A 20,543-nucleotide genomic window follows, 5' to 3' on the forward strand; every position below is an offset into this window, starting at 1 on the left:
GTTTCACTTCGATCACGCCACGTGAGCGCACCACACCGCTACGACTGGGTGCGAGACGAGCGCTGAGGATCCCGCTCCCCGAGCGATGTCCTCGGCTCCTTGGTATCAGCGGCAATCCGCAGAAAACGCAGGAGAATGACCATGTCGGAAAAAACCATTGTCGTGTTTGGCGCGACGGGGCGACAGGGGCAAGGCGTGGTGAATGCGCTGCTCGATCAAGGCGGTTATACCGTCCGGGCGATCAGTCGAGATGTCGGCTCGGATCAGGCCAAACGGCTCGCCGCTCGAGGCGTCGAAGTGGTTGCCGCAGATCTGAACAGGGTAGACACATTGGCGCCCGCGCTCAGCGGAGCCCATGGGGTGTTCCTGGTCACGAATTTCTGGGATCCCGCAACAGGGACGAGCGAATACGATCAGGTAAGGCATGTGGTCGGCGCCGCAAAATCTGCCGGCGTGACTCACATGGTCTGGTCGACGCTACCCGACGCTCACGAAATTTCAGGCGGCCGGTATGAGGTTTCGCACTTCACCCACAAAGCTCGGGCCAACGCCGTGATCGCCGACGCGGGCTTTCCCGATTACAGCTTCGTCGAAGCGCCGTTCTTCTTTCAGAATTTCCTTGGCCAGATGGCGCCGCAACCCACCGGGAACGGGAATCAAAAGGCCTGGGCGGTTCCGATGGATATCAACAGCAAGAGCGTCCATGCCGGCGACATCCACGAACTGGGGAAGTTGGTCAAGGAAGTCTTCGACCATCCGGAGATAGCCGGTCAGGGGCAGATTCTGTCGTTGTGCGCCGACGCTTACAGCTGGCAGGCGTTCGCGGATATCCTGAATGCGCAGGGCCACAACGTGGTGGTGAACCAGGTGCCGGGCAAGGCCTACGAAATGTTCTATCCCGGCGCGGACGAAGTCTGCGCGATGATGGGTTACTTCGAAGACTACAGTTACTTCGGCCCTGACGCGGACGCCAAGAGGGCGCGCGCAGATGCGCTGGTCAACGGGCAGATCACCGGCTTTGCGGAGTGGGCCAAGGTCAACATGCCGGCTTGATCAGCGTGGCAAGAAGTTAGGATGCCGATTCGATATCGTCATGGACGCGGATGATAGGCGGGACCCCAACCGGGTATTGCGCGACGCGCGGGTTGGTCAGCCACTATTCGCTCACTTTCGCACGAGCGGCAAGTCGAAAGAAGACGTGAAAACAAGGATGAATGCCATGACAACAAGCACGACGGGAAGCGAAAACGCCCAGTTTCCGCTCAAGCATGAGCAGCGTTCACGTGGTATCGTCCGCCGCGCGCGCGGGTTGGGCAACGGGTCGATTACGCGGCTGGTGAGTCCCTCTGACCTGGGTCGGTTGATCAAGCCGTTCGTGTTCCTTGATCTCTTCGAGTCCAATGGCAGTCACGCCCGACCGCTTGAATTCGGCTGGCATCCGCACTCCGGCATCGCCACGGTAACGGTCGTCCTTGACGGCGCGGTCCAATATGCGGAAACGACGGGCAACGCCGGGGTGCTGCCCGCGGGTGGTGTGGAATGGATGCAGGCGGGCGGCGGTGTGTGGCACACGGGCACCTTTGACACGGCACCCCTGCGGGGCTTTCAGCTCTGGGTCGCGCTCCCGCCAGATCTGGAGAATGCACCGACCAGGAGCCAATATGTGATGCCGGAGCAGGTTCCGGGCGCGGGCCCCGTGCGCGTGATCCTGGGCACGTACGATGGCATGACGAGCCCTGTCGATGCACCGCCGATGACCTACCTCGTGGTCACGCTGAAGGATGGCGAGCATTGGGCGTTTGTTCCTCCTCCGGGGCAGGACGTCGCGTGGGTTTCCGTGATGGATGGCGCACTGCGTGCGTCATCCCGCATCACGCGTGGAGAGGTCGCGATCTTCGAGCGCGCCGAGACGGTGATCGAACTGGTCGCCGAGGGCGACACGCGCTTCGTGCTGGGTTCCGCCACTCTGCATCCCTACGAACTCGTGCTCGGCCACTACTCCGTGCACACCAGTGTCGACGCGCTTCAGCGCGGAGAGGCCGAGATTCGCCGCATCGGACGTCAACTTCGTGCCGAGGGCAAGCAGAGCGGTGCGCTCCAGTCGATCTGACGCCGGGATTGGAACGCCCGCACCGGGCTGGCCTGAAGGCCGGCCGGAATCGACAGACTCGCTCATACCCGGAATCGAGCCGGCGCAGCAGCGTGTCGAGGCGATCGAGCGACTGTACATTGATCGCGATACAGCCGAACTCGTCAACCGCGCGGTTGCTGCGCACCATGCGAGACGATCGGGTCGACGCCGAGCGGTGTGACCGCTCGCCCGTGTCGATGTCTGCCGTCGATGGCGTCGATCGACAAACACGGCGACCGCGCCTGACGCACGGCCGCCCGATGGCATGCCCGCGGATGCCCGTACAATCCGGGCCGCGTCCTTCACCGACCCCGCAGCGGTAAATCCTTCCCTGAACCGAAGGTCGCGTTTATGATCCGCCATGCAAGCGGTGGTCGCTGGAATCGCCTGATTGGTCGCACGACCAGTCCGTTCCTTCGGGCACCGCTTTCCTTTTGTGCCCGACCTTCACGCGAATTCACGCAGACCCCGTGTAACGTGTGATCTCGTCACCGCCGAACCGAAAGCGATCTGTAAATAACAATGCTGCCGACAAGCTACAACGCGTTGCTCGTTCTTCTTTCGCTCCTGATCGCCATATTGGCGTCCTACACCGTGCTGGACATGGCCGGGCGCATCAAGACCGCCCAGGGGCGCGCCGCACATTGGTGGCTGGTCGGCGCGGCTTGCGTGATGGGCACGGGCATCTGGTCGATGCATTTCGTCGGCATGCTTGCTTTCGCGTTGCCGATTCCGGTCGGATACGATCCGGCCATCACGTTGCTGTCGCTGCTGATCGCCATCGCCTGCTCCACGTGCGCACTGTGGCTCGTCTGTCGGGATACGCTGAAGTGGCACCGGCTGTGCGGCGGGGCCGTGTTGATGGGGGCCGGCGTCGCGGGAATGCATTACACGGGCATGGCCTCCATGCACATGTCGCCGGGCATCCGGTACGACCTGCTGCTCGTTTGCCTGTCGGTCGCGATCGCCGTGGTCGCGTCCGGCGCCGTGCTGTGGATCGTGTTCATCCGGCGTGCGAACTCGTCCCGCGTGCGCCTGCTCAACCTGGGGTCCGCCGTGCTGATGGGGGCCGCCATCGCCGGCATGCACTATACCGGGATGGCCGCCGCCCGGTTCCCGCTGGGCAGCATCTGCGGCGCAGCCGGCTCGCGCATGGACGCCGGCTGGCTCGCACTGGTCATCATCGTCGCCACGTTGGCCATCCTCGCCATCGCGCTGGTCGTTTCCATCCTCGATCTGCGTCTGGAGTCCCGCACGGCAGTGCTGGCGACGTCGCTGGCCGAAGCCAACCAGGAATTGACGTATCTGGCGTTGCACGACAACCTCACCAAGCTCCCCAATCGCGTGCTGCTCGAAGACCGGATCGATCAGGCGATCCAGAGCACCGACCGCGAGAAAGGATGTTTCGCGCTGATGTTCATGGATCTCGACGGATTCAAGGCGGTCAACGACGCGTATGGCCATCATGTCGGCGATCTGCTGCTGGTCGACGTGGCGCAGCGCATCGGCGCGAACCTGCGCACGCAGGACACGATCGCCCGTCTGGGGGGCGACGAGTTCGTGCTGGTCGTGTCCGTCGACGAACCCGCGGACGCGGCCGGCGTGGCGGACAAGGTACTGGCGGTGATTCGACAACCGTTCCGCGTGGCCGAGCACGAATTGCGCGTGTCGGCCAGCATCGGAATCGCGCTCTATCCCGGCAACGGCAGCCATTTCCGGGACCTGATGACCAATGCCGATGCAGCGATGTATCACGCGAAGGCGCTCGGCCGAAACGCGTACTGCTTCTTCGAGGCATCGATGAACGCGAATGTCCGCGAGCACCTGAAGATCGTGCAGGAACTCCGCCTGGCGCTGGAGCGGCGTGAACTGGTCCTGCATTACCAGCCGAAGTTCGAAGTGCCGCATGGACCGATCATCGGCGTCGAGGCGCTGTTGCGGTGGATGCACCCGACGCGCGGCCTCATTTCACCCGATCAGTTCATCTCGATCGCGGAAAAGACCGGGTTGATCGTCCCGATCGGCGAGTGGGTACTGGACGAGGCCTGCCGGCAGATGCGCGCGTGGTGCGATGCCGGTCGAACCGACTGGACGATGGCCGTCAACCTGTCGCCGTTGCAATTCGGTCACGCGAGCCTGGTCCAGGTCGTGCAGGCCGCATTGCAGCGGCACGCGCTGGAACCGCGCTGCCTGACGCTGGAAATCACCGAATCGACTGCGATGCGCGATGCCGACGCCAGCTTGAGAATCCTCGAGCAGCTGCACGACATGGGCGTGCGTATTTCCATCGACGACTTCGGAACGGGTTATTCGAGCCTGCTCTATCTGAAACGCCTGCCGGCCAGCGAGCTCAAGATCGACCGCGGGTTCATTCGCGATCTCGAACACGACACCGAGGATGCCGCGATCATTTCCGCGATCGTCGCGCTCGGCCGGGCACTCGACCTGAAGATCGTCGCGGAGGGCGTTGAAACGACGGCGCAGCAGCAGTTCCTGACCACGCTCGGCTGCAATTCGCTGCAAGGTTTCCTGCTCGGGCGTCCGATGCCGGCGGAGCATTTCATCGACATGACCGCGCAAGGCAATGCGATCGGGAGCGCTTGATCCCGTCGTCATGATTCGGTTGTGAAATCCGATGAGCGACAAGCCGACGGCCGGCGCGCGACCGCCGAGCAGCCGTGCGTGAAGTCGCCGAAGCAAGCAATATCGGGCGGCGGCGATCAGGGGCGCAACGCGTGGTCGGGTGCGATGAGTGCATGGATCGGTGCGAGTTAAAGGGCCATATCGTGAAGCCCGGCCGACATGTATTCCGTCGGCGGAACCGATTCCTTCGAAGCCTCGCCGGGAAAGGGGCGTGTGCGGAGATCACACGCGACTTGAACGAGTAAACCGAAACGGTCAGACTGTCGCTGAATCCTCGGCACGGGATTCATGAAACGAATGCTGCTCGATTCAGAAGATAAATTTCGAGAAAACCGCGTCGGCCGGTATGCTTGATGCCGCTGTCCCACGGCCCGACGCCGGATATCGAGTACGGAACCTGGCGATGGAGACAACGTGTTCGTGGCTGCATCAGGGCTGCGCTGTTGATCCAGGTTGACCTGTTTCACCAAGGCCGGGAGCCTGAATTTGGCCACTCGACACTCGGGGCTGAATTTTTCGCGCGGCCGCAACCGACAGTTCATAATATGACATTACAGATTGGGATTCCTCTGGAGATAGCCACCGGCGAACGGCGCGTAGCGACCGTCCCCGAGGTGGTTGAGAAACTGATCAAGCTGGGGTTTTCGGTGGCCGTGCAAAGCGGCGCCGGGGCCGGTGCGAACTTTGACGACGACGCGTATCGTGCGGCCGGCGCGAGCATTGCCGCCACGGCGGCCGAGCTCTGGTCCGGCAGCGACATCGTGTTCAAGGTGCGCCCGCCGACGAGCGACGAAGTGGCGCTGATGCGCGAGGGCGGCACGCTGATCGGCTTCGTGTGGCCCGCGCAGAATCCCGAACTGATGGCGCAGCTGGCCGCCAGGCGCGCCACCGTGCTGGCGATCGATTCGCTGCCGCGCACGTTGTCGCGCGCGCAGAAGATGGACGCGCTCACGTCGATGGCCGGCATCAGCGGCTACCGGGCGGTGATCGAGGCCGCGCACGCGTTCGGCCGCTTCCTGAACGGCCAGGTCACGGCGGCCGGCAAGGTCCCGCCGGCCAAGGTGTTCATCGCCGGTGCCGGCGTGGCCGGTCTCGCCGCGATCGGCACGGCCGCGAGCCTCGGCGCGATCGTGCGTGCGAACGACACGCGCGCCGAAGTGGCCGACCAGGTCAAGTCGCTGGGCGGCGAGTTCGTCAAGGTCGACTACGAAGAGGAAGGCTCGGGCGGCGGCGGCTACGCGAAGGTGATGAGCGAAGGCTTCCAGCAGGCGCAGCGCGCGATGTACGCGCAGCAGGCGAAGGACGCCGACATCATCATCACGACCGCGCTGATTCCCGGCAAGCCGGCGCCGAAGCTCATCACCGCCGAGATGGTGCAGTCGATGAAGCCCGGCAGCGTGATCGTCGACATGGCGGCCGAACAGGGCGGCAACTGCGAACTCACGGTGCCCGGCGAGGCCGTCGTGCGCCATGGCGTGACGATCGTCGGCTACACGGATCTCGCGTCGCGCCTGTCGCGGCAGTCGTCGACGCTGTATGCGACCAACCTGCTGCGTGTGGTCGAGGAGCTGTGCAAGGCCAAGGACGGCACGATCAACGTCGATTTCGACGACGACGCGATCCGCGGCCTCACCGTCATCAAGGACGGCAACATCACGTGGCCGCCGCCGCCGATCAAGCAGGCGGTCGTCGCGCCGAAGCCCCCGGCGGCGCCCGCGGCGGCCGCGCCCGCGAAGTCCAAGGGCCATGGCCACAGCGGCGAGCCGATGTCGGCCAAGGCGCTCGCCATCGTGTTCGCGGTCGGCGCGCTGGCTTTCCTGGTCGTCGGCCAGTACGCGCCGGCGAGCTTCCTGTCGCACTTCACGGTGTTCGTGCTCGCGTGCTTCGTCGGCTACATGGTGATCTGGAACGTCACGCCGTCGCTGCACACGCCGCTGATGAGCGTGACCAACGCGATCTCGTCGATCATCGCGATCGGCGCGCTCGTGCAGGTCGCGCCGCCCCTCGGTGAACTGGCCAACGCGGGCGATCGCCCGTCCGGGCTGATCCTCGGCCTGGCGGTGGGCGCGCTGACGCTCACGGCCGTCAACATGTTCGGCGGCTTCGCGGTCACGCGACGCATGCTGGCGATGTTCCGCAAATAAGGGGACGACAACAATGACTTCAAACCTGACTACCGTCTCCTATATCGGCGCCGCGATCCTGTTCATCCTCAGCCTCGGCGGGCTGGCCAACCCTGAAACCGCGCGTCGCGGCAACCTGCTCGGCATGATCGGCATGCTGATCGCCGTGCTGGCCACCGTGGCCGGCCCGCGCGTGTCGGCCGCGGGCATTCCGTACGTGGTCGCCGCGCTGGTCGTCGGCGGCGCCGTCGGCCTGTACGCCGCGAAGAAGGTGCAGATGACGCAGATGCCGGAACTGGTCGCGCTGATGCACAGCCTGGTCGGTCTCGCCGCCTGCCTGGTCGGCTTCGCGAGCTACATCGACACGTCGCTGCAGTTCACCGGCGCCGAGAAGGCCATCCACGAAGTGGAGATCTACGTCGGCATCCTGATCGGCGCGGTCACCTTCGCGGGCTCGATCATCGCGTTCGGCAAGCTGTCGGGCAAGATCGGCGGCAAGCCGCTGCTGCTGCCGGCGCGGCACTGGATGAACCTGGCCGCGCTGCTGATCGTGATCTACTTCGGCCGCGCGTTCCTGCATGCGGAAAGCATCCAGGACGGCATGCTGCCGCTCGTCGTGATGACGGTGATCTCGCTGCTGTTCGGCGTGCACATGGTGATGGCGATCGGCGGCGCGGACATGCCGGTCGTGGTGTCGATGCTCAACAGCTACTCGGGGTGGGCGGCGGCGGCCACCGGCTTCATGCTCGGCAACGACCTGCTGATCGTGATCGGCGCGCTGGTCGGCTCGTCCGGTGCGATCCTGTCGTACATCATGTGCCGCGCGATGAACCGCAACTTCATCAGCGTGATCGCGGGCGGCTTCGGCAGCGGCGCAGGCGCGCCGGCGGCAGCCGGCGGCGGCGCGCAGCCGGCCGGCGAGGCGGTGGCGGTGAGCGCCGCGGAAACGGCCGAGCTGCTGCGCGAGGCGAAGCGCGTGATCATCGTACCCGGCTATGGGATGGCGGTGGCGCAGGCCCAGCACACGGTGTTCGAGCTGACGAAGCTGCTGCGTGAAAAGGGCGTCGACGTGCGTTTCGCGATTCACCCGGTCGCGGGCCGCATGCCGGGCCACATGAACGTGCTGCTGGCCGAAGCGAAGGTGCCGTACGACATCGTGCTCGAAATGGACGAGATCAACGGCGACTTCCCGGAGGCCGACGTGTCGATGGTGATCGGCGCGAACGACATCGTGAACCCGGCGGCGCAGGACGACCCGACGAGCCCGATCGCCGGCATGCCGGTGCTGGAGGTGTGGAAGGCGAAGACGTCGATCGTGATGAAGCGCAGCATGGCTTCGGGTTATGCGGGCGTCGACAATCCGCTGTTCTACAAGGACAACAACCGGATGTTGTTCGGCGACGCGAAGTCGATGCTGAGCGAGGTCTTCGGCATGCTGAAGGCCTGATGCGAGCGCGAACTTGAGTCAGTGACGGAGCGCGCGACGGCCGGCAACGCCCGGCCGTCGCCGCCAACACGTGCACCGCGGGGCGAGGCCATGCGCAAGTGCTCCGCGGTCGCCAGCGGTCCGGCCACGGCGCGCGATACGTCGTGCGCGAATCGATCGACGTGATCGACCGGACGATCCGGATCATGCACGACCGGGCATGGCGTCGCTCTTCCCCGGGCACGACATCCGAAACATCCCGGGATCCCTGCCTGTCCAGGCTTGTACACGCGCCGCACTGCGCGCGCGACCGATACGCTCCCCGTTCGATTCCACGCCGCTTGCGTCACGCGTCGCGGCCGTCGATCCATTTTTGTCGCGCTGTCGTATGCAAACGATGGCGAGGCATCCGCCATTTCCAGCGCACCTTGCCGGTATTTAAATCGGTTGACAGGTTTTTTTGGATTGGATTGCGGATTACCGGCCGCCGATATTCACCGCATTCCGATACGCGCTGCAATGTGCGGTGAATCTGTCGTTCAGGCCGCGTTCTCCGGCCGCACCCGTTCCGCAATCGCAACGATCCGGGTGTTCCGTGCCATGTTCCCGTCCGGCGTGCGTTACGGCGCATCGTTACGTAACGGGCGAGAGCGTTTCATCCCCGCAAACGTTAAACCCGATTATTTCTATTTATTCATACCTTTTCAATTCCGGACATAGGTCATTGGTTTGTCGAGGTTTTTCTGCGTTGCAGCAAAAGAAAGGGATGCAATGGCACGGATCGTGCGTTAAATGGCACGTGCCGAAGTAGTTAATACCATAACGTTAGACCGATCATGAATCACATCCTTATTCCGATATCCGGACGCGACGCGGGGGCGAAGCGGTCGATTCCGGGCCTTCACGTGATCAATCGCGTTCATGCGCCAATCCGTTCGGGATGGCTCGGACGCGGCATTTTCATTGCCATGCCGAACCGGGCCGACACGCCATCGCGGCGACAGTGCATCGGTGCGGAGGCGTGCGCCTAGGCAATTCGCAGTCCGTTCATCGTCCGGGTTCCTTGCGGGAATCGAATCGCTCGTCCGGTAACCGCGCGTTCCATTACATATAGGAATGCGAATTTATTGATTAATTCATCGATGGACGGGTGACGTCCGGGATGAATGTTGTCGACGTATCGGGATACCGAGGGCGGAGCATGTCCGGCGTCAGCACGGACATGCTCGCAGGCAAGGCAATGGGTGCAAGGGACAGGTAGTGCCATGCGGTGTCGTGATGGGAAAGGTGGATGTTGAGGAGTACATGAGATGAGTGAAATCGAGTTGGTCGACAAGGCGTGCCATGCCGATCCGGGCGTTCAGGATCGGCATCGTGTCGCCGCGGGCGCGGTGGTGCCGGTGGTCCTGGCCGGCGGGTCGGGAACCCGGCTGTGGCCGATGTCCCGCGAGCAGCACCCGAAACAACTCACGCATCTCGTCGGCGACGAAACGCTGCTCGAATCGACGCTGCGCAGGGTGAGCGGACTCGGGTCGGCATTCGGGCTGGCTGCTGCACAGGTCGTATGCGGCGACGCGCATCGGCACACCACGGTGCGGCAGCTTGCGGCCGGCGGCCTGCGGGCGCGCGTGGTCGTCGAGCCGGCGCGCCGCGATACGGCGCCCGCGATGACGCTCGCGGCAGCCCTTGCGCTGGCCGAGCACGGCGACGCCGTGCTGGTCGTCATGCCGGCCGATCACGCGATCCACGACACGTCCGGTTTCGAGCGTGCGATGGCAACCGCATTGCGTTACGCGCAGCTCGGGTGCATCGCGACGCTCGGCGTCCGGCCGACGCATGCCGATTCGGGCTTCGGTTATCTGCGTACCGGTGGCCAGGTCTCGCTGGACGGCGCCGCCGGCGGCTACACGCTCGATGCGTTCGTCGAAAAGCCCGCGCCCGAAATCGCGGCGCAGTACGTCGCGTCGGGCTCGCACTGGTGGAACAGCGGCATTTACGTGGTCCGGGCGAGTGTCTGGCTGCGCGCGATCGAGGCGCTTGCACCGGACATTCACGCAGCGTGCGTCGCCGCGATCCGCGATGGCCGCGCGGACGACGGCTGCTTTCACCCGGCGCCGGAACCGTTCGCCGCGAGCCCGTCGGATTCGATCGACTACGCGGTCATGGAGCGGCTGGCCGCGATGACCGAACCGCCGGTGGCCGTCGCGGTGCCGCTGGATGCAGGCTGGTCCGACCTCGGGTCGTGGGACGCCGTCTGGGCCGCGCTCGACAAGGACGAGGACGGCAACGCCGGGCGCGGACGCGTGATGTTCGAGGACGCGACTGCGTGCTATGCGCATTCGGAAGGCCGGCTCGTCGCGTGTGTCGGCGTCAGCAACGTGGCGGTGGTGGAAACGCCCGACGCCGTGCTGGTCGTGGACCGGCAGCACGTTCAGGGCGTCAGGTCGCTCGTGGCCCGGATCAAGGCCGAACATGGCGCGGAAGCCGAGACGCACCGGCTCGTGCGGCGCCCGTGGGGCTGGTACGACTCGGTCGACCGCGGCGAACGCTTCCAGGTCAAGCGGATCGTGGTGGATCCCGGCGCGCGTCTGTCGTTGCAGATGCACCATCACCGCGCCGAGCACTGGACCGTCGTGAAAGGCACCGCGACCGTCACGCGCGGCGACGAGCAATTCCTGCTCGGCGAAAACGAATCGACCTACATCCCGATCGGCGTGCGGCACCGGCTCGAGAACCCCGGGCGCTTGCCGCTGGAAATCATCGAAGTGCAGACCGGCAGCTATCTCGGCGAAGACGACATCGTGCGCTTCGACGATGCATACGGGCGCGTGTGACGGCAAATGCGGCGCCGTCGCGCGCCGCCTGGAGAAGAATCATGTTCGGAGTTCAGTCGATTGTTGCGCGCCTGTTCGATGCACTCGTCGTGGTGCTGGCGGCGGCCGCCGCGTCGCATGTGCGGTTCGATGACGATACGCTCGGCCGGTCGGACGCGATGGTCGTCCCGTTCGTCGCGATGCTGACGCTTGCCGTCTTTCCCGCATTCCAGGTGTACCAGTCGTGGCGCGGGCGGTCGTGGATCGCGATGATCAGCCGCATCAGTGCCGCATGGGTCGCGGTGCAGGCGGGCAATCTCGTGCTGCTGTTCGCGATGCATCGCGTCGATCACGTGTCGCGGCTGTGGTTCGTCTACTGGACGGCGATCGCGGGATGCGGATTCGTCGTGATCCGCCTGGCTGCCTACACGATGCTCGCGCACGTGCGGCATGCCGGCCTGAATCTTCGCAAGGTGGCGATCGTCGGCAACGGCGCGCATGCGGTGCGGGTGATCGAAACGCTCGCGCTGTCCCCTGCGAGCGGGTTCCGCCCGGTGGTGCTCCACGATCCCGCGGGCGGGGCCGGCGGCATCATCCCGGCGATCGCGGATTTCGCCGAGTTCGCCGCGGCCGTGCGCGCCGAAGCCGCGACGGAAATCTGGCTCGCGTTGCCGATCTCCGAGGAACAGACGATCCGGCGGGTCCTGAAGACGTTCGGCGACGACCTGATCAATATCCGCTTCATGCCGGACATGTGCAGCATCGCGCTGCTCGGCGGAACGATGATGGATCTCGTCGGCATGCCCGCGATCAACCTGGTGGCGTCGCCGATGTCGCATCGCGCGTTGATGCAGAAGGCGCTGTTCGACCGTGTGTTCGCGGCCGCGGCGCTCGTCGCGCTGGCGCCGCTGCTCGGGTTGATCGCGCTGGCGGTCAAGTTGTCGTCGCCGGGCCCGGTGTTGTTTACGCAGTATCGGAAGGGCGCCGATGGCCGGGTGTTCAGGATCTACAAGTTCCGCACGATGCGCGTGCACGCCGAACAGGCCGGCATCGTGCGCCAGGCCACGCGCGGCGACGCGCGCATCACGCGCATCGGCGCGTTCCTGCGCCGCACGAGCCTCGACGAGCTGCCGCAGTTCTTCAACGTGCTGCGCGGCGACATGTCGGTCGTCGGGCCGAGGCCGCACGCGATCGAGCACGACGATCTGTACCGGCCGCTCGTCGAGGGCTACATCCATCGTTACCGGATCAAGCCCGGCATCACCGGATGGGCGCAGGTCAACGGCTATCGCGGCGAAACGGATCACCTCGACAAGATGGTCGGCCGCGTGCAGCACGACCTCTATTACCTGCGCAACTGGTCCTTCGGGCTCGACATGAGGATTGTCGCCGCCACGGTGTTGAAGGGCTTCGTTCATCCGAACGCCTACTGAGCCCGGCCATGATCGAACGCATTCTGGTCGTCTGCGACGGCAATGCATGCCGCAGCCCGATGGCGAGCGCGATGCTGGCGCGCGCACTGCCGTCGGTGCACGTGCATTGCGCCGGGCTGATCGCGCTGGCCGGGCGGCCGGCCGCACAGGCCGCGATCGACGTCATGCGCGAACGCGGCTTCGACATCACGTCCCATATCGCGCAGCCGGTGCATCTCGGCCACGTGCGCGCATCGCAGCTGATTCTCGCGATGACGCTCGTGCAATGCCGCGAGATCGAGCGCCGCTATCCGTTCGCGCGGGGTCGCGTATTCCAGCTCGACCATGCGACGAAGCGCGATATCGCGGATCCCGTCGGCAAGTCGGCGGACGTGTTCGATGCGGTGGCGCATCACATCGAGCGCGCGGTCGCGTACTGGATCGCGCGGATTCCGGCGGCCATCGCACGGGGAGGCCGCTGATGCGCGCTCGCCACTTCGCACTGCTCGCCGGCCTGGCGTGCATGTCGGCCGCGCATGGTAGCGCGCCGGCGGCGCGCCCCGCGACGAGCGCTGCGCCGAATCCGCCGCGGTGGATCACCGGTCTTGTGGACCCCGCGTCACACACGTCGAATCCCTGGCGCGGTTCGATCGCGAAGCCGGCGGTCGCATCCGGCGTCGCCGTGCCGTCGGCCGGCAATTATGCGCCGCTGCCGGTCGAGCGGCAGATGCGTGCGTTGTCGAGCGATGCGCTGGGCATGCCGACCGTGCATCGCGCGCGCAGTGCGCGACGCGTCCCGATTCGGACACCCGCCGGGGCCGGCGGCACGGCGGGCGACTGGCCGGGCATCGTGCCGCCCTGGTCCCGCTCGCCATGGTGATCGATCGGCAGGCACGGGACGGGGGCGAGACGAGTCGCGCCCTCGACCGACGTCATGAAAACAACCGCGAGCAACGCGCCACGGACGGCATGAACGACAGCGCGACAGACGAGGCAGCAATGGGTAATGCATTCGACGTGATATCGACAGGCAGCAGACGGGGGCGCGCGTTGGCGCCGCTCGTGCTGTCCGTGTTCCTGACGGCATGTGCGGTCGCACCCGGCATGCGAATGACCGGTTCGCAGGCGCTGCCGGTGGCCAGCACACGTAACGGCGAGCCGGCACGGTCGCTCGATGTGCCGATCCGGGAAATCGACGTCAACCTGCTGAAATCGATGCGCGACGACAGCGATGCGGCCGAGAACGTCGACACGCTGCTGCGCGAGCGCGCGAAGGGCGGCTATCGGATCGGCGCCGGCGACGTGCTGCAGATCACGGTGTGGGATCACCCCGAGCTGTCCGCCGCGGCGCCGACGAGCCAGTCGTCGTCGACGCAACGGCCGAGCGATCCCGTCAACGGCTTCGTCGTCGATGACACCGGGAGCGTGCAGTTTCCGTATGTCGGCACGATCGCGGTCGCGGGCCGGACGACGACCGAGGTCCGCGATGCGTTTCGCGTCGCGCTGACGAAGACCTTCCGCGATCCGCAGGTCACCGTGCGCGTGACGTCGTACCGCAGCCAGCAGGTGTACGTCGAGGGGGAGGTGCGCAATCCGGGCGGCCAGCCGATCAACGACGTGCCGATGACGCTGATCGAGGCGCTCGATCGCGCGGGCGGCCTGCAACCCACGGCCGACCGTAGCCGGATCGAGCTGATGCGCGGCGACGAGCATTACGTGCTGAATCTGTCGCAGCTCGTTGCACGACGAATCGACCCGGCCCGCATCCTGTTGCGCAACCGGGACGTGCTGCGCGTGCAGTCGCGCGAGGACAGCGGGGCATTCGTGATGGGCGAGGTCGCGAAGCCGACGCTCGCGTTGCCGCTGCGCGACGGTTCGTTGACGCTCGGCGACGCATTGCAGCAGGCCGGCAGCTTCAACAGCGGCACCGCCGACACCGCGCAGGTCTATGTGATTCGCGGTCGCGGCTCGAGCACGCCCGATGTGTTTCATCTCGACGCGAAGTCGCCGGTCGCGATGGTGCTCGCGAACGACTTCAGGCTCGCGCCGAAGGACGTCGTCTACGTCGACGGCAACGGCCTCGTCCGACTCAGCCGCGTGCTGTCGTTGCTGCTGCCCGCCATCAATGCCGGCATGACCGGCGCGCTGGTCGCGAAATGAACCGCCGGAACCCGATAGACACTGGATTTGCCATGACCGACCTTTCCGAAGCACGGCTGTACGACGCGGCGTTGTACGACGAGGCCCCCCTTTCGTCATACGTCGACATCGTGCTGGCACGGTGGCGGCTGGTACTCGGCATCGCGGCCGGCGTGTTCCTGCTGGGGCTGCTGTACGTCGTGTTCGCGACGCCGATCTACCGGGTCGACGCGACGATCCAGGTCAACGAATCGACGACGGCCGGCAATTCGCCGCTGCACGACATCGCGGCATTGCTCGACAACGGCAGCACGACCGCCGCCGAACTCGAACTCGTGCGCGCGCGCATGGTGATCGACCAGGTCGTGTCGAAGCAGCATCTCAACATCATCGCCGAACCGCGCTATTTCCCGTTGATCGGCCGCTGGGTCGCACGCCGCTACCGGGACGACGGCGTGGCGCCGCCGCTGTGGGGGTTGTCGCGGTTTGCATGGGGCGGCGAGCGGTTCAACGTCGCCGCGTTCGGGACGGTCGGCAAGAAGAGCCACGACGGCGTCGACGTGCTGGACGGGGTCGGGTTCACCGTGACCGCCGAAGGCGGCGGTCGCTACGTGCTTCGGGACGAGGACGACGACGTCGTGCTGAAGGGCGCGGTGGGCGTGCCGGCGCACGGGGCGTTCAAGGGACAGCCGCTGACGCTGCTGGTCGCGGATCTCGATGCCCGCCCGGGCACGGTGCTGCGGCTCAAGCGCATCCCGCAGCTCGAGGCGGTGTCGCAACTCCAGGACGATCTGACCGTCGAGGAGAAGGCCAAGCAGTCCGGCATCCTGTCCGTCACGCTCGAGGGTGACGACAAGGCGCGCATCCGGGAAATCCTGAAGGCCGTGGTCGACGGTTATGTCGCGCAGAACCGCGATTACCGGAGCGAGGAGGCCGCCGCGACGCTGAAATCGCTCGAGGCCAGCATGCCGACGGTCGAGAAGACGCTGAAGGATGCCGAGGAACGGTACGCGGCATTTCGTTCGCGCACGCGCACGGTCGACCTCGACGAACAGGGCAAGCTGCTGCTCGGTCAGGAAGTGGACATCGAGACGCGCACGCTCGAACTCAAGCAGAAGCGCGTCGACCTGATCGCGCGATTCGCCGATGGCCATCCGGCCGTGCAGGCCCTCGACGCCAACCTCGCGGAACTGGCGGGCAAGGCACAGGAACTGAAGGCGCTCGAAGCAAGGTTGCCGGGTACGGAGCGGGAAGGTCTCGCGGTGCTGCGCGACGTGCGCGTCAACACCGAGCTGTACACCAACCTGTTGAATACCGCGCAACAGCTCAAGATCGCCCGGCAAAGCGAGATCGGCAACGTGCGGGCCGTCGACGAGCCGGTGCTGCCGGTGAAGCCGGTCAAGCCCAAGCGCCTGCTGCTGGTCGCGCTGTCGCTGTGTGTCGGGCTCGCCCTCGGCGTGGCTGCCCCGTTCGCGCAACGCGCGGTTTGGGGGCGCGTCGAGCACTCCGAGCACCTCGAGCAGGCGCTGGGCGTGCCGGTCTATGCGGTGGTCCCGCACAGCCGCGAGCAGCGACGCCTGGTGCGAAGCCAGCAACGCGCGGCCCAGGGCGCGCATGTGCTCGCGTCGGAAATTCCCGAGGACGTGACCGTCGACGCGATCCGCAGCCTGCGCACGACGCTGCAGTTCACGCTGTCCGAGTCGGGGCACCACGTGATCATGGTCACGAGCCCGCAGCCCAATGCGGGCAAATCGTTCCTTTGCGCGAACCTGGCGTCGCTGTTCGCTTCGGGCGGCAAGCGCGTGCTGCTGATCGACGCGGATATCCGCCGCGGCCAGGCGCACCGTCACTTCGGCTTGCAACCGGCGCCGGGCCTGCCCGACGCGATCGCGAGCGGCACGCTCGAGCGCGGCGTGCAGCGTTCGGCAATCGCCGGCGTCGATGTGCTGGCGCGCGGTGCGGTTGCGCGCACCTCGGAGCTGTTCACCGACGGCCGCTTCAAGGGGCTGCTCGACACGGCGTCGCGGCTCTACGACATCGTCATCGTCGATACGGCGCCGATCCTCGCGCTGCACGACGCGGCGTCCATCGGCCGCCACGGCGCGACGACGCTGCTGTGCGTCCGGCATGGCCGCAGCTCGATGCCGGAGATCCGCGAGGCCGAACGTCGCCTGCGCAACGCGGGCATCGCGATCAGCGGCGTCGTGCTGAACGACGTGCCGCGGCGTCAGGCCGTCTACGGTGCGTATGGCGAAGGGAACTACGCGTATGAAACCGAGCACTGAGCCCGCGCTGCGCGACCTTGCGCCGCGCGCCGCGAACGGCCATGCGTGGTCCGGCGGCGAGCGGCTCGGCGCGCGCACCGTGCGCGGCCTGGCATGGGCGCTGGTGCAGGCCTGGGGCGGCAAGCTCGTCACGCTCGTCACGTACCTGCTGGTCGCGCGCTGGCTCGGCCCGGCCGACGTCGGGCTCGCGGCGGCCGTCACGCTGTCGCTGTCGCTGGTCCTGATGATCGCCGAGGGCGGGCTGGGCGACGCGGTGGTGCAGCGCGCGACGCTCGACGACGACGATCTCGAATGGCCGTTCGTGTTGTCGATCACGATGGCCGTCGTGCTCGCGGCCGTGCTGTTCGCCATGGCCGGGCATGTCGAGACCTGGCTGGGCGTACCGGGCCTCGCGCCTTACCTGCGGGTGGCCTGCGTGTTCGTCCCGATCGGCTCGGCCAGTTCGTTCCAGGAGGGACTGTACAAGCGGCGGCTGGATTTCCGCACGCTGGCGATGCGTCAACTCGTGGCGGTGAGCGTCGCGGGCGCCGTGGCGGTCGCGCTGGCGGTGGCGGGTGCCGGTGCGTGGAGCCTGATCGCGCAGGCGGCGACCTTCATGACGATGTCCGCGTTCTGGCTCTGGCGCAAACCGGTCTGGCGTCCGCGCAGCCGGCGCAACGCGTCGACTTTCTGGCCCATCGCGCGCTTCGGCGGCCACGTCGTCGCGGCGCGGCTGATCGACTGGTGGGCGACGCGCACCGTCGACCTGATCGTCGTCGCGCTGTACGGCGCGGCCGGGCTGGGCATCTACGCGATCGGCGCGCGGCTCTACCAGACGGCGCTGGAACTGCTGTGCCGCGCCGCGACCGACGTCGCGCTCGCGGTGCTGTCGCGCGTCGCGCACGACGCCGGGAAAATGGCGGCCACCTACCTCGACGTCACGGGGCTGGCCGCGATGGCCGCGGCGCCGCTGTTCGTGCTGATGGCCGTCATGAGCCGCGACATCACCATCGTGCTGTTCGGTGCGCGCTGGGCCGACAGTGCCGCGGTCATGACGCCGCTGATGGCGCTCGGCGCAGTCCAGACGGTCCAGTTCGTCAACGGCGCATTCCTGTCGGCGCGCGGCCGCCCCGGGGTCACGATGTGGCTGACGGTCGTCAAGCTCGTGCTGGTGCTGGGCGCGATGCTGTGCCTGCCGTCGCACGATGTCGCCGGGCTGGCGTGGCTGTACGTCGGTGCGGTGCTGTTCATCACGCCGCTCAGCTTCGGCGCCGTCGTCGTCGAACTGTCGGTCGACCCGGGCCGCCTGCTGGGACGGCTCGTGCCGCCCTATCTGATCGCGCTCGGCTGCGCGCTGCTCGTCTCGCGGCTCGGCGCATGGCTCGGCGGCGTGCCGGTCATGGCCCGGTTGGTCCTGCTGATCGTCTGTTTCGTCGCCGCGTATGCCGGCGCGACCTGGATGCTGCGTCGTCAGGCCGCCCGGCAAACCGTGTCGATGCTGATCGCGTTGCGCGATGCGAGGAAAGCGGCATGAACGGCCTCGTCCGGCAGGTGCCGCGGCAGCATGCGGCGTCGCCCGGTGCGGCGCCGGCCGCGCCGCGCGCGCGCTTCGATCTCGCGGATGCCGTGCTGCTCGTGCTGCTGCTGCTGAACGCGATCCAGTTCCTGAAGATCGGCGGCGCGCAGCTCGGCCAGCTGTTCGCGGTGCTCGTGCTGCCGGTGCTGCTGGTGCGGCGCCGGATCCCCGTCGGCGCATGGGAAATCTGGACCTTCACGCTGTTCGTCGGCGCCGCGCTGTCGACGACGTTCCTGTCCGGCTATCCGCACTTCAAGGCGGCCGAGCAGATCGTGAAATTCGTGTTCGTGATGCCGGCGTTCTATCTGATCGGCCGTTACTACGGCGCACGGGCGCGCCAGCGGCCGCTGCCGTTCGGTTATGTCGCGATCACGGGATTCCTGGCGTTCCAGTATGCGCTACAGCACTTCGACGTCCCGGTGCTGTACGAGAAAGTCGATTTCATGCAGAACGCGATTCACGGTTCGTTCAAGGAGCGGAACTGGTTCGCCGCGTTCTTCTTCCTGAGCGCCTATGCATGTTTCCTGCAGTCGCCGCGCCGCATTCCCGACGTCGTGAAGTTCGTGGTGCTCGCGCTGGTCGTGACGCTGCTGAGCGAATCGAAGACGGTGCTGATCGCGTGCGCGATCGTGATCCTGTTCCAGGTGCGCGGCTACTTCTTCGCGAAAGTGCTGACGATGGCCGCCGGCGCCGGGTTCTATCTGTACATGTTCACGCGCGAGCTGACCGGCGACCAGTTGCAGGTCCGCCTGCAGCAGGAGCGCGGGCTGGCCTTCACGGAATCGATCAAGCTGGTCGGCCGCGACTGGATCGGTCACGGCTTCGGCTTCGTCGAACACTACTTCTCGCACTCGGCCGTCGCCGTGCGCGGGCTCGGCGAGGGCACGAGCGCCGTCTTCTGCGCGCCGCTGGACCTGATGCTGGTCGCCGGCCCGATCGGGCTGCTCGCGTGGGCGGTGTTCTTCGGCGGCCTCGGCCAGGGCCGGCGCGCGATGGTCATGCTGGCGCCGATCGTCGCCTGGTCGCTGATCAACCCGATGCACCAGAGCGAAACGTCGTACCTGTTCATCGGCTACCTCGCGTCGTTCGCCCTCGCTCCTCGGGCGGCACCCCGCAAAGCACGCACCGCGCCGCGCGTCGCGCGGCCCCGATCCTTTTTTCCGTCCGGGTCTATTCGATGAAATTCTCCCTCATCATGGCGACGCTCGGCCGCAGCGACGAGATCGAGCGCATGTTCGACTCGCTGCTGCTGCAGGCCTATGCCGACCTCGAAGTCATCGTCGTCGACCAGAATCCGGACGATCGCGTCGAGCGGATCGTCGACCGGTATCGCGACCGGCTGACCATCGTCCACCTGCGATCGGAGAAGGGCAAGTCGCGCGCGACGAACGTCGGGCTGAAGGCCGTGACGGGCGACGTGGTCGGCTTTCCCGACGACGACTGCTGGTATCGGCCCGGGATGCTCCATGCGGTCGCGGCGCGCCTGTCGGCCGACAGCACGATCGACGGCATGACCGGGATGAGCGTCGACGCCGCGGGCAGGCCGTCGCAAGGACGATGGGCGACGTCGGCGCAGACCGTGAACCGTTTCAACGTGTGGGTGTGCGCGACGTCGTACACGATCTTCCTGCGCCGGACTGCCGTCGCCGCGGCGGGGCAGTTCGACGTCGACCTGGGCGTCGGCGCGACCTCGCGCTGGGGCGCGGGGGAAGAGGTGGATTTCCTGGTCCGCGCGTTGCGGGCCGGATGCCGGATCGACTACGACCCGCACCTGCGCGTGCATCATCCCGAGCCGCTGGCCGTGCTCGACGAGCATGCGTATGCGCGCGGACGACGCTACAACCGCGGGTTCGGGCACGTGCTGCGCATCAATCGCTATCCGCTCGCGTACGTCCTCTACATGATCGCGCGGCCCGTGGCCGGCTGCGTGCTGTCGTGCGCGCGCCGCAATCCCCGCCGGGCGAAGTACTACTGGATCGCCGCATCGCATCGGCTGCTGGGCTGGATGGACTGAAC

At 66.5% G+C, this 20,543-nt stretch carries 14 protein-coding genes; all 14 read left to right on the forward strand.

The window, feature by feature from the left end:
• The first annotated feature begins 141 nt into the window (after nucleotides 1-141).
• Entirely contained in the window at nucleotides 142-1,053 is a 912-nt protein-coding gene (locus tag VXM69_RS38970; protein WP_175027287.1) for an NmrA/HSCARG family protein, read from the forward strand.
• A gap of 166 nt (nucleotides 1,054-1,219) precedes the next feature.
• On the forward strand, nucleotides 1,220-2,110 hold the full coding sequence (locus VXM69_RS38975) for a pirin family protein (RefSeq protein ID WP_367190808.1): 891 nt from the start codon (nucleotides 1,220-1,222) through the stop codon (nucleotides 2,108-2,110).
• Nucleotides 2,111-2,653: 543 nt separating this feature from the next.
• Nucleotides 2,654-4,735: a putative bifunctional diguanylate cyclase/phosphodiesterase gene (locus VXM69_RS38980; protein ID WP_367190575.1), complete on the forward strand. Its 2,082-nt coding sequence runs from the start codon at nucleotides 2,654-2,656 to the stop codon at nucleotides 4,733-4,735.
• A 584-nt stretch (nucleotides 4,736-5,319) separates the two neighbouring features.
• Nucleotides 5,320-6,918 (forward strand): Re/Si-specific NAD(P)(+) transhydrogenase subunit alpha, encoded by a 1,599-nt coding sequence (locus VXM69_RS38985; RefSeq protein WP_049035768.1) that lies wholly within the window; start codon nucleotides 5,320-5,322, stop codon nucleotides 6,916-6,918.
• 13 nt (nucleotides 6,919-6,931) lie between these two features.
• Nucleotides 6,932-8,344 carry a Re/Si-specific NAD(P)(+) transhydrogenase subunit beta gene (gene pntB / locus VXM69_RS38990; protein ID WP_034190959.1) on the forward strand — a complete coding sequence of 471 codons (1,413 nt, stop codon included), beginning with the start codon at nucleotides 6,932-6,934 and terminating at the stop codon, nucleotides 8,342-8,344.
• Nucleotides 8,345-9,633: 1,289 nt separating this feature from the next.
• Complete coding sequence (locus VXM69_RS38995) at nucleotides 9,634-11,157, forward strand: mannose-1-phosphate guanylyltransferase/mannose-6-phosphate isomerase (RefSeq protein ID WP_367190576.1); 1,524 nt, start codon at nucleotides 9,634-9,636, stop codon at nucleotides 11,155-11,157.
• 41 nt (nucleotides 11,158-11,198) lie between these two features.
• Nucleotides 11,199-12,569: an undecaprenyl-phosphate glucose phosphotransferase gene (locus tag VXM69_RS39000; protein WP_034190961.1), complete on the forward strand. Its 1,371-nt coding sequence runs from the start codon at nucleotides 11,199-11,201 to the stop codon at nucleotides 12,567-12,569.
• Nucleotides 12,570-12,577: 8 nt separating this feature from the next.
• Nucleotides 12,578-13,030, forward strand: a complete 453-nt coding sequence (locus tag VXM69_RS39005; RefSeq protein ID WP_059557916.1) for a protein tyrosine phosphatase — start codon at nucleotides 12,578-12,580, stop codon at nucleotides 13,028-13,030.
• Nucleotides 13,030-13,428, forward strand: a complete 399-nt coding sequence (locus VXM69_RS39010) for a hypothetical protein (protein ID WP_034190963.1) — start codon at nucleotides 13,030-13,032, stop codon at nucleotides 13,426-13,428. The genes VXM69_RS39005 and VXM69_RS39010 overlap by 1 nt, the downstream gene beginning before the upstream one ends.
• Nucleotides 13,429-13,547: 119 nt before the next feature.
• Entirely contained in the window at nucleotides 13,548-14,708 is a 1,161-nt protein-coding gene (locus VXM69_RS39015) for a polysaccharide biosynthesis/export family protein (RefSeq protein ID WP_367190577.1), read from the forward strand.
• Between the two features lie 32 nt (nucleotides 14,709-14,740).
• Entirely contained in the window at nucleotides 14,741-16,972 is a 2,232-nt protein-coding gene (locus tag VXM69_RS39020) for a polysaccharide biosynthesis tyrosine autokinase (RefSeq protein WP_069706598.1), read from the forward strand.
• Nucleotides 16,956-18,485 (forward strand): oligosaccharide flippase family protein, encoded by a 1,530-nt coding sequence (locus tag VXM69_RS39025; protein WP_367190578.1) that lies wholly within the window; start codon nucleotides 16,956-16,958, stop codon nucleotides 18,483-18,485. The genes VXM69_RS39020 and VXM69_RS39025 overlap by 17 nt, the downstream gene beginning before the upstream one ends.
• Nucleotides 18,482-19,708, forward strand: a complete 1,227-nt coding sequence (locus VXM69_RS39030; RefSeq protein WP_367190579.1) for a hypothetical protein — start codon at nucleotides 18,482-18,484, stop codon at nucleotides 19,706-19,708. The genes VXM69_RS39025 and VXM69_RS39030 overlap by 4 nt, the downstream gene beginning before the upstream one ends.
• Complete coding sequence (locus VXM69_RS39035) at nucleotides 19,705-20,541, forward strand: glycosyltransferase family 2 protein (RefSeq protein ID WP_034190966.1); 837 nt, start codon at nucleotides 19,705-19,707, stop codon at nucleotides 20,539-20,541. The genes VXM69_RS39030 and VXM69_RS39035 overlap by 4 nt, the downstream gene beginning before the upstream one ends.
• Nucleotides 20,542-20,543: the final 2 nt, after the last annotated feature.

Source organism: Burkholderia sp. Ed8 (assembly GCF_040761425.1).
Lineage (GTDB): Bacteria > Pseudomonadota > Gammaproteobacteria > Burkholderiales > Burkholderiaceae > Burkholderia > Burkholderia seminalis.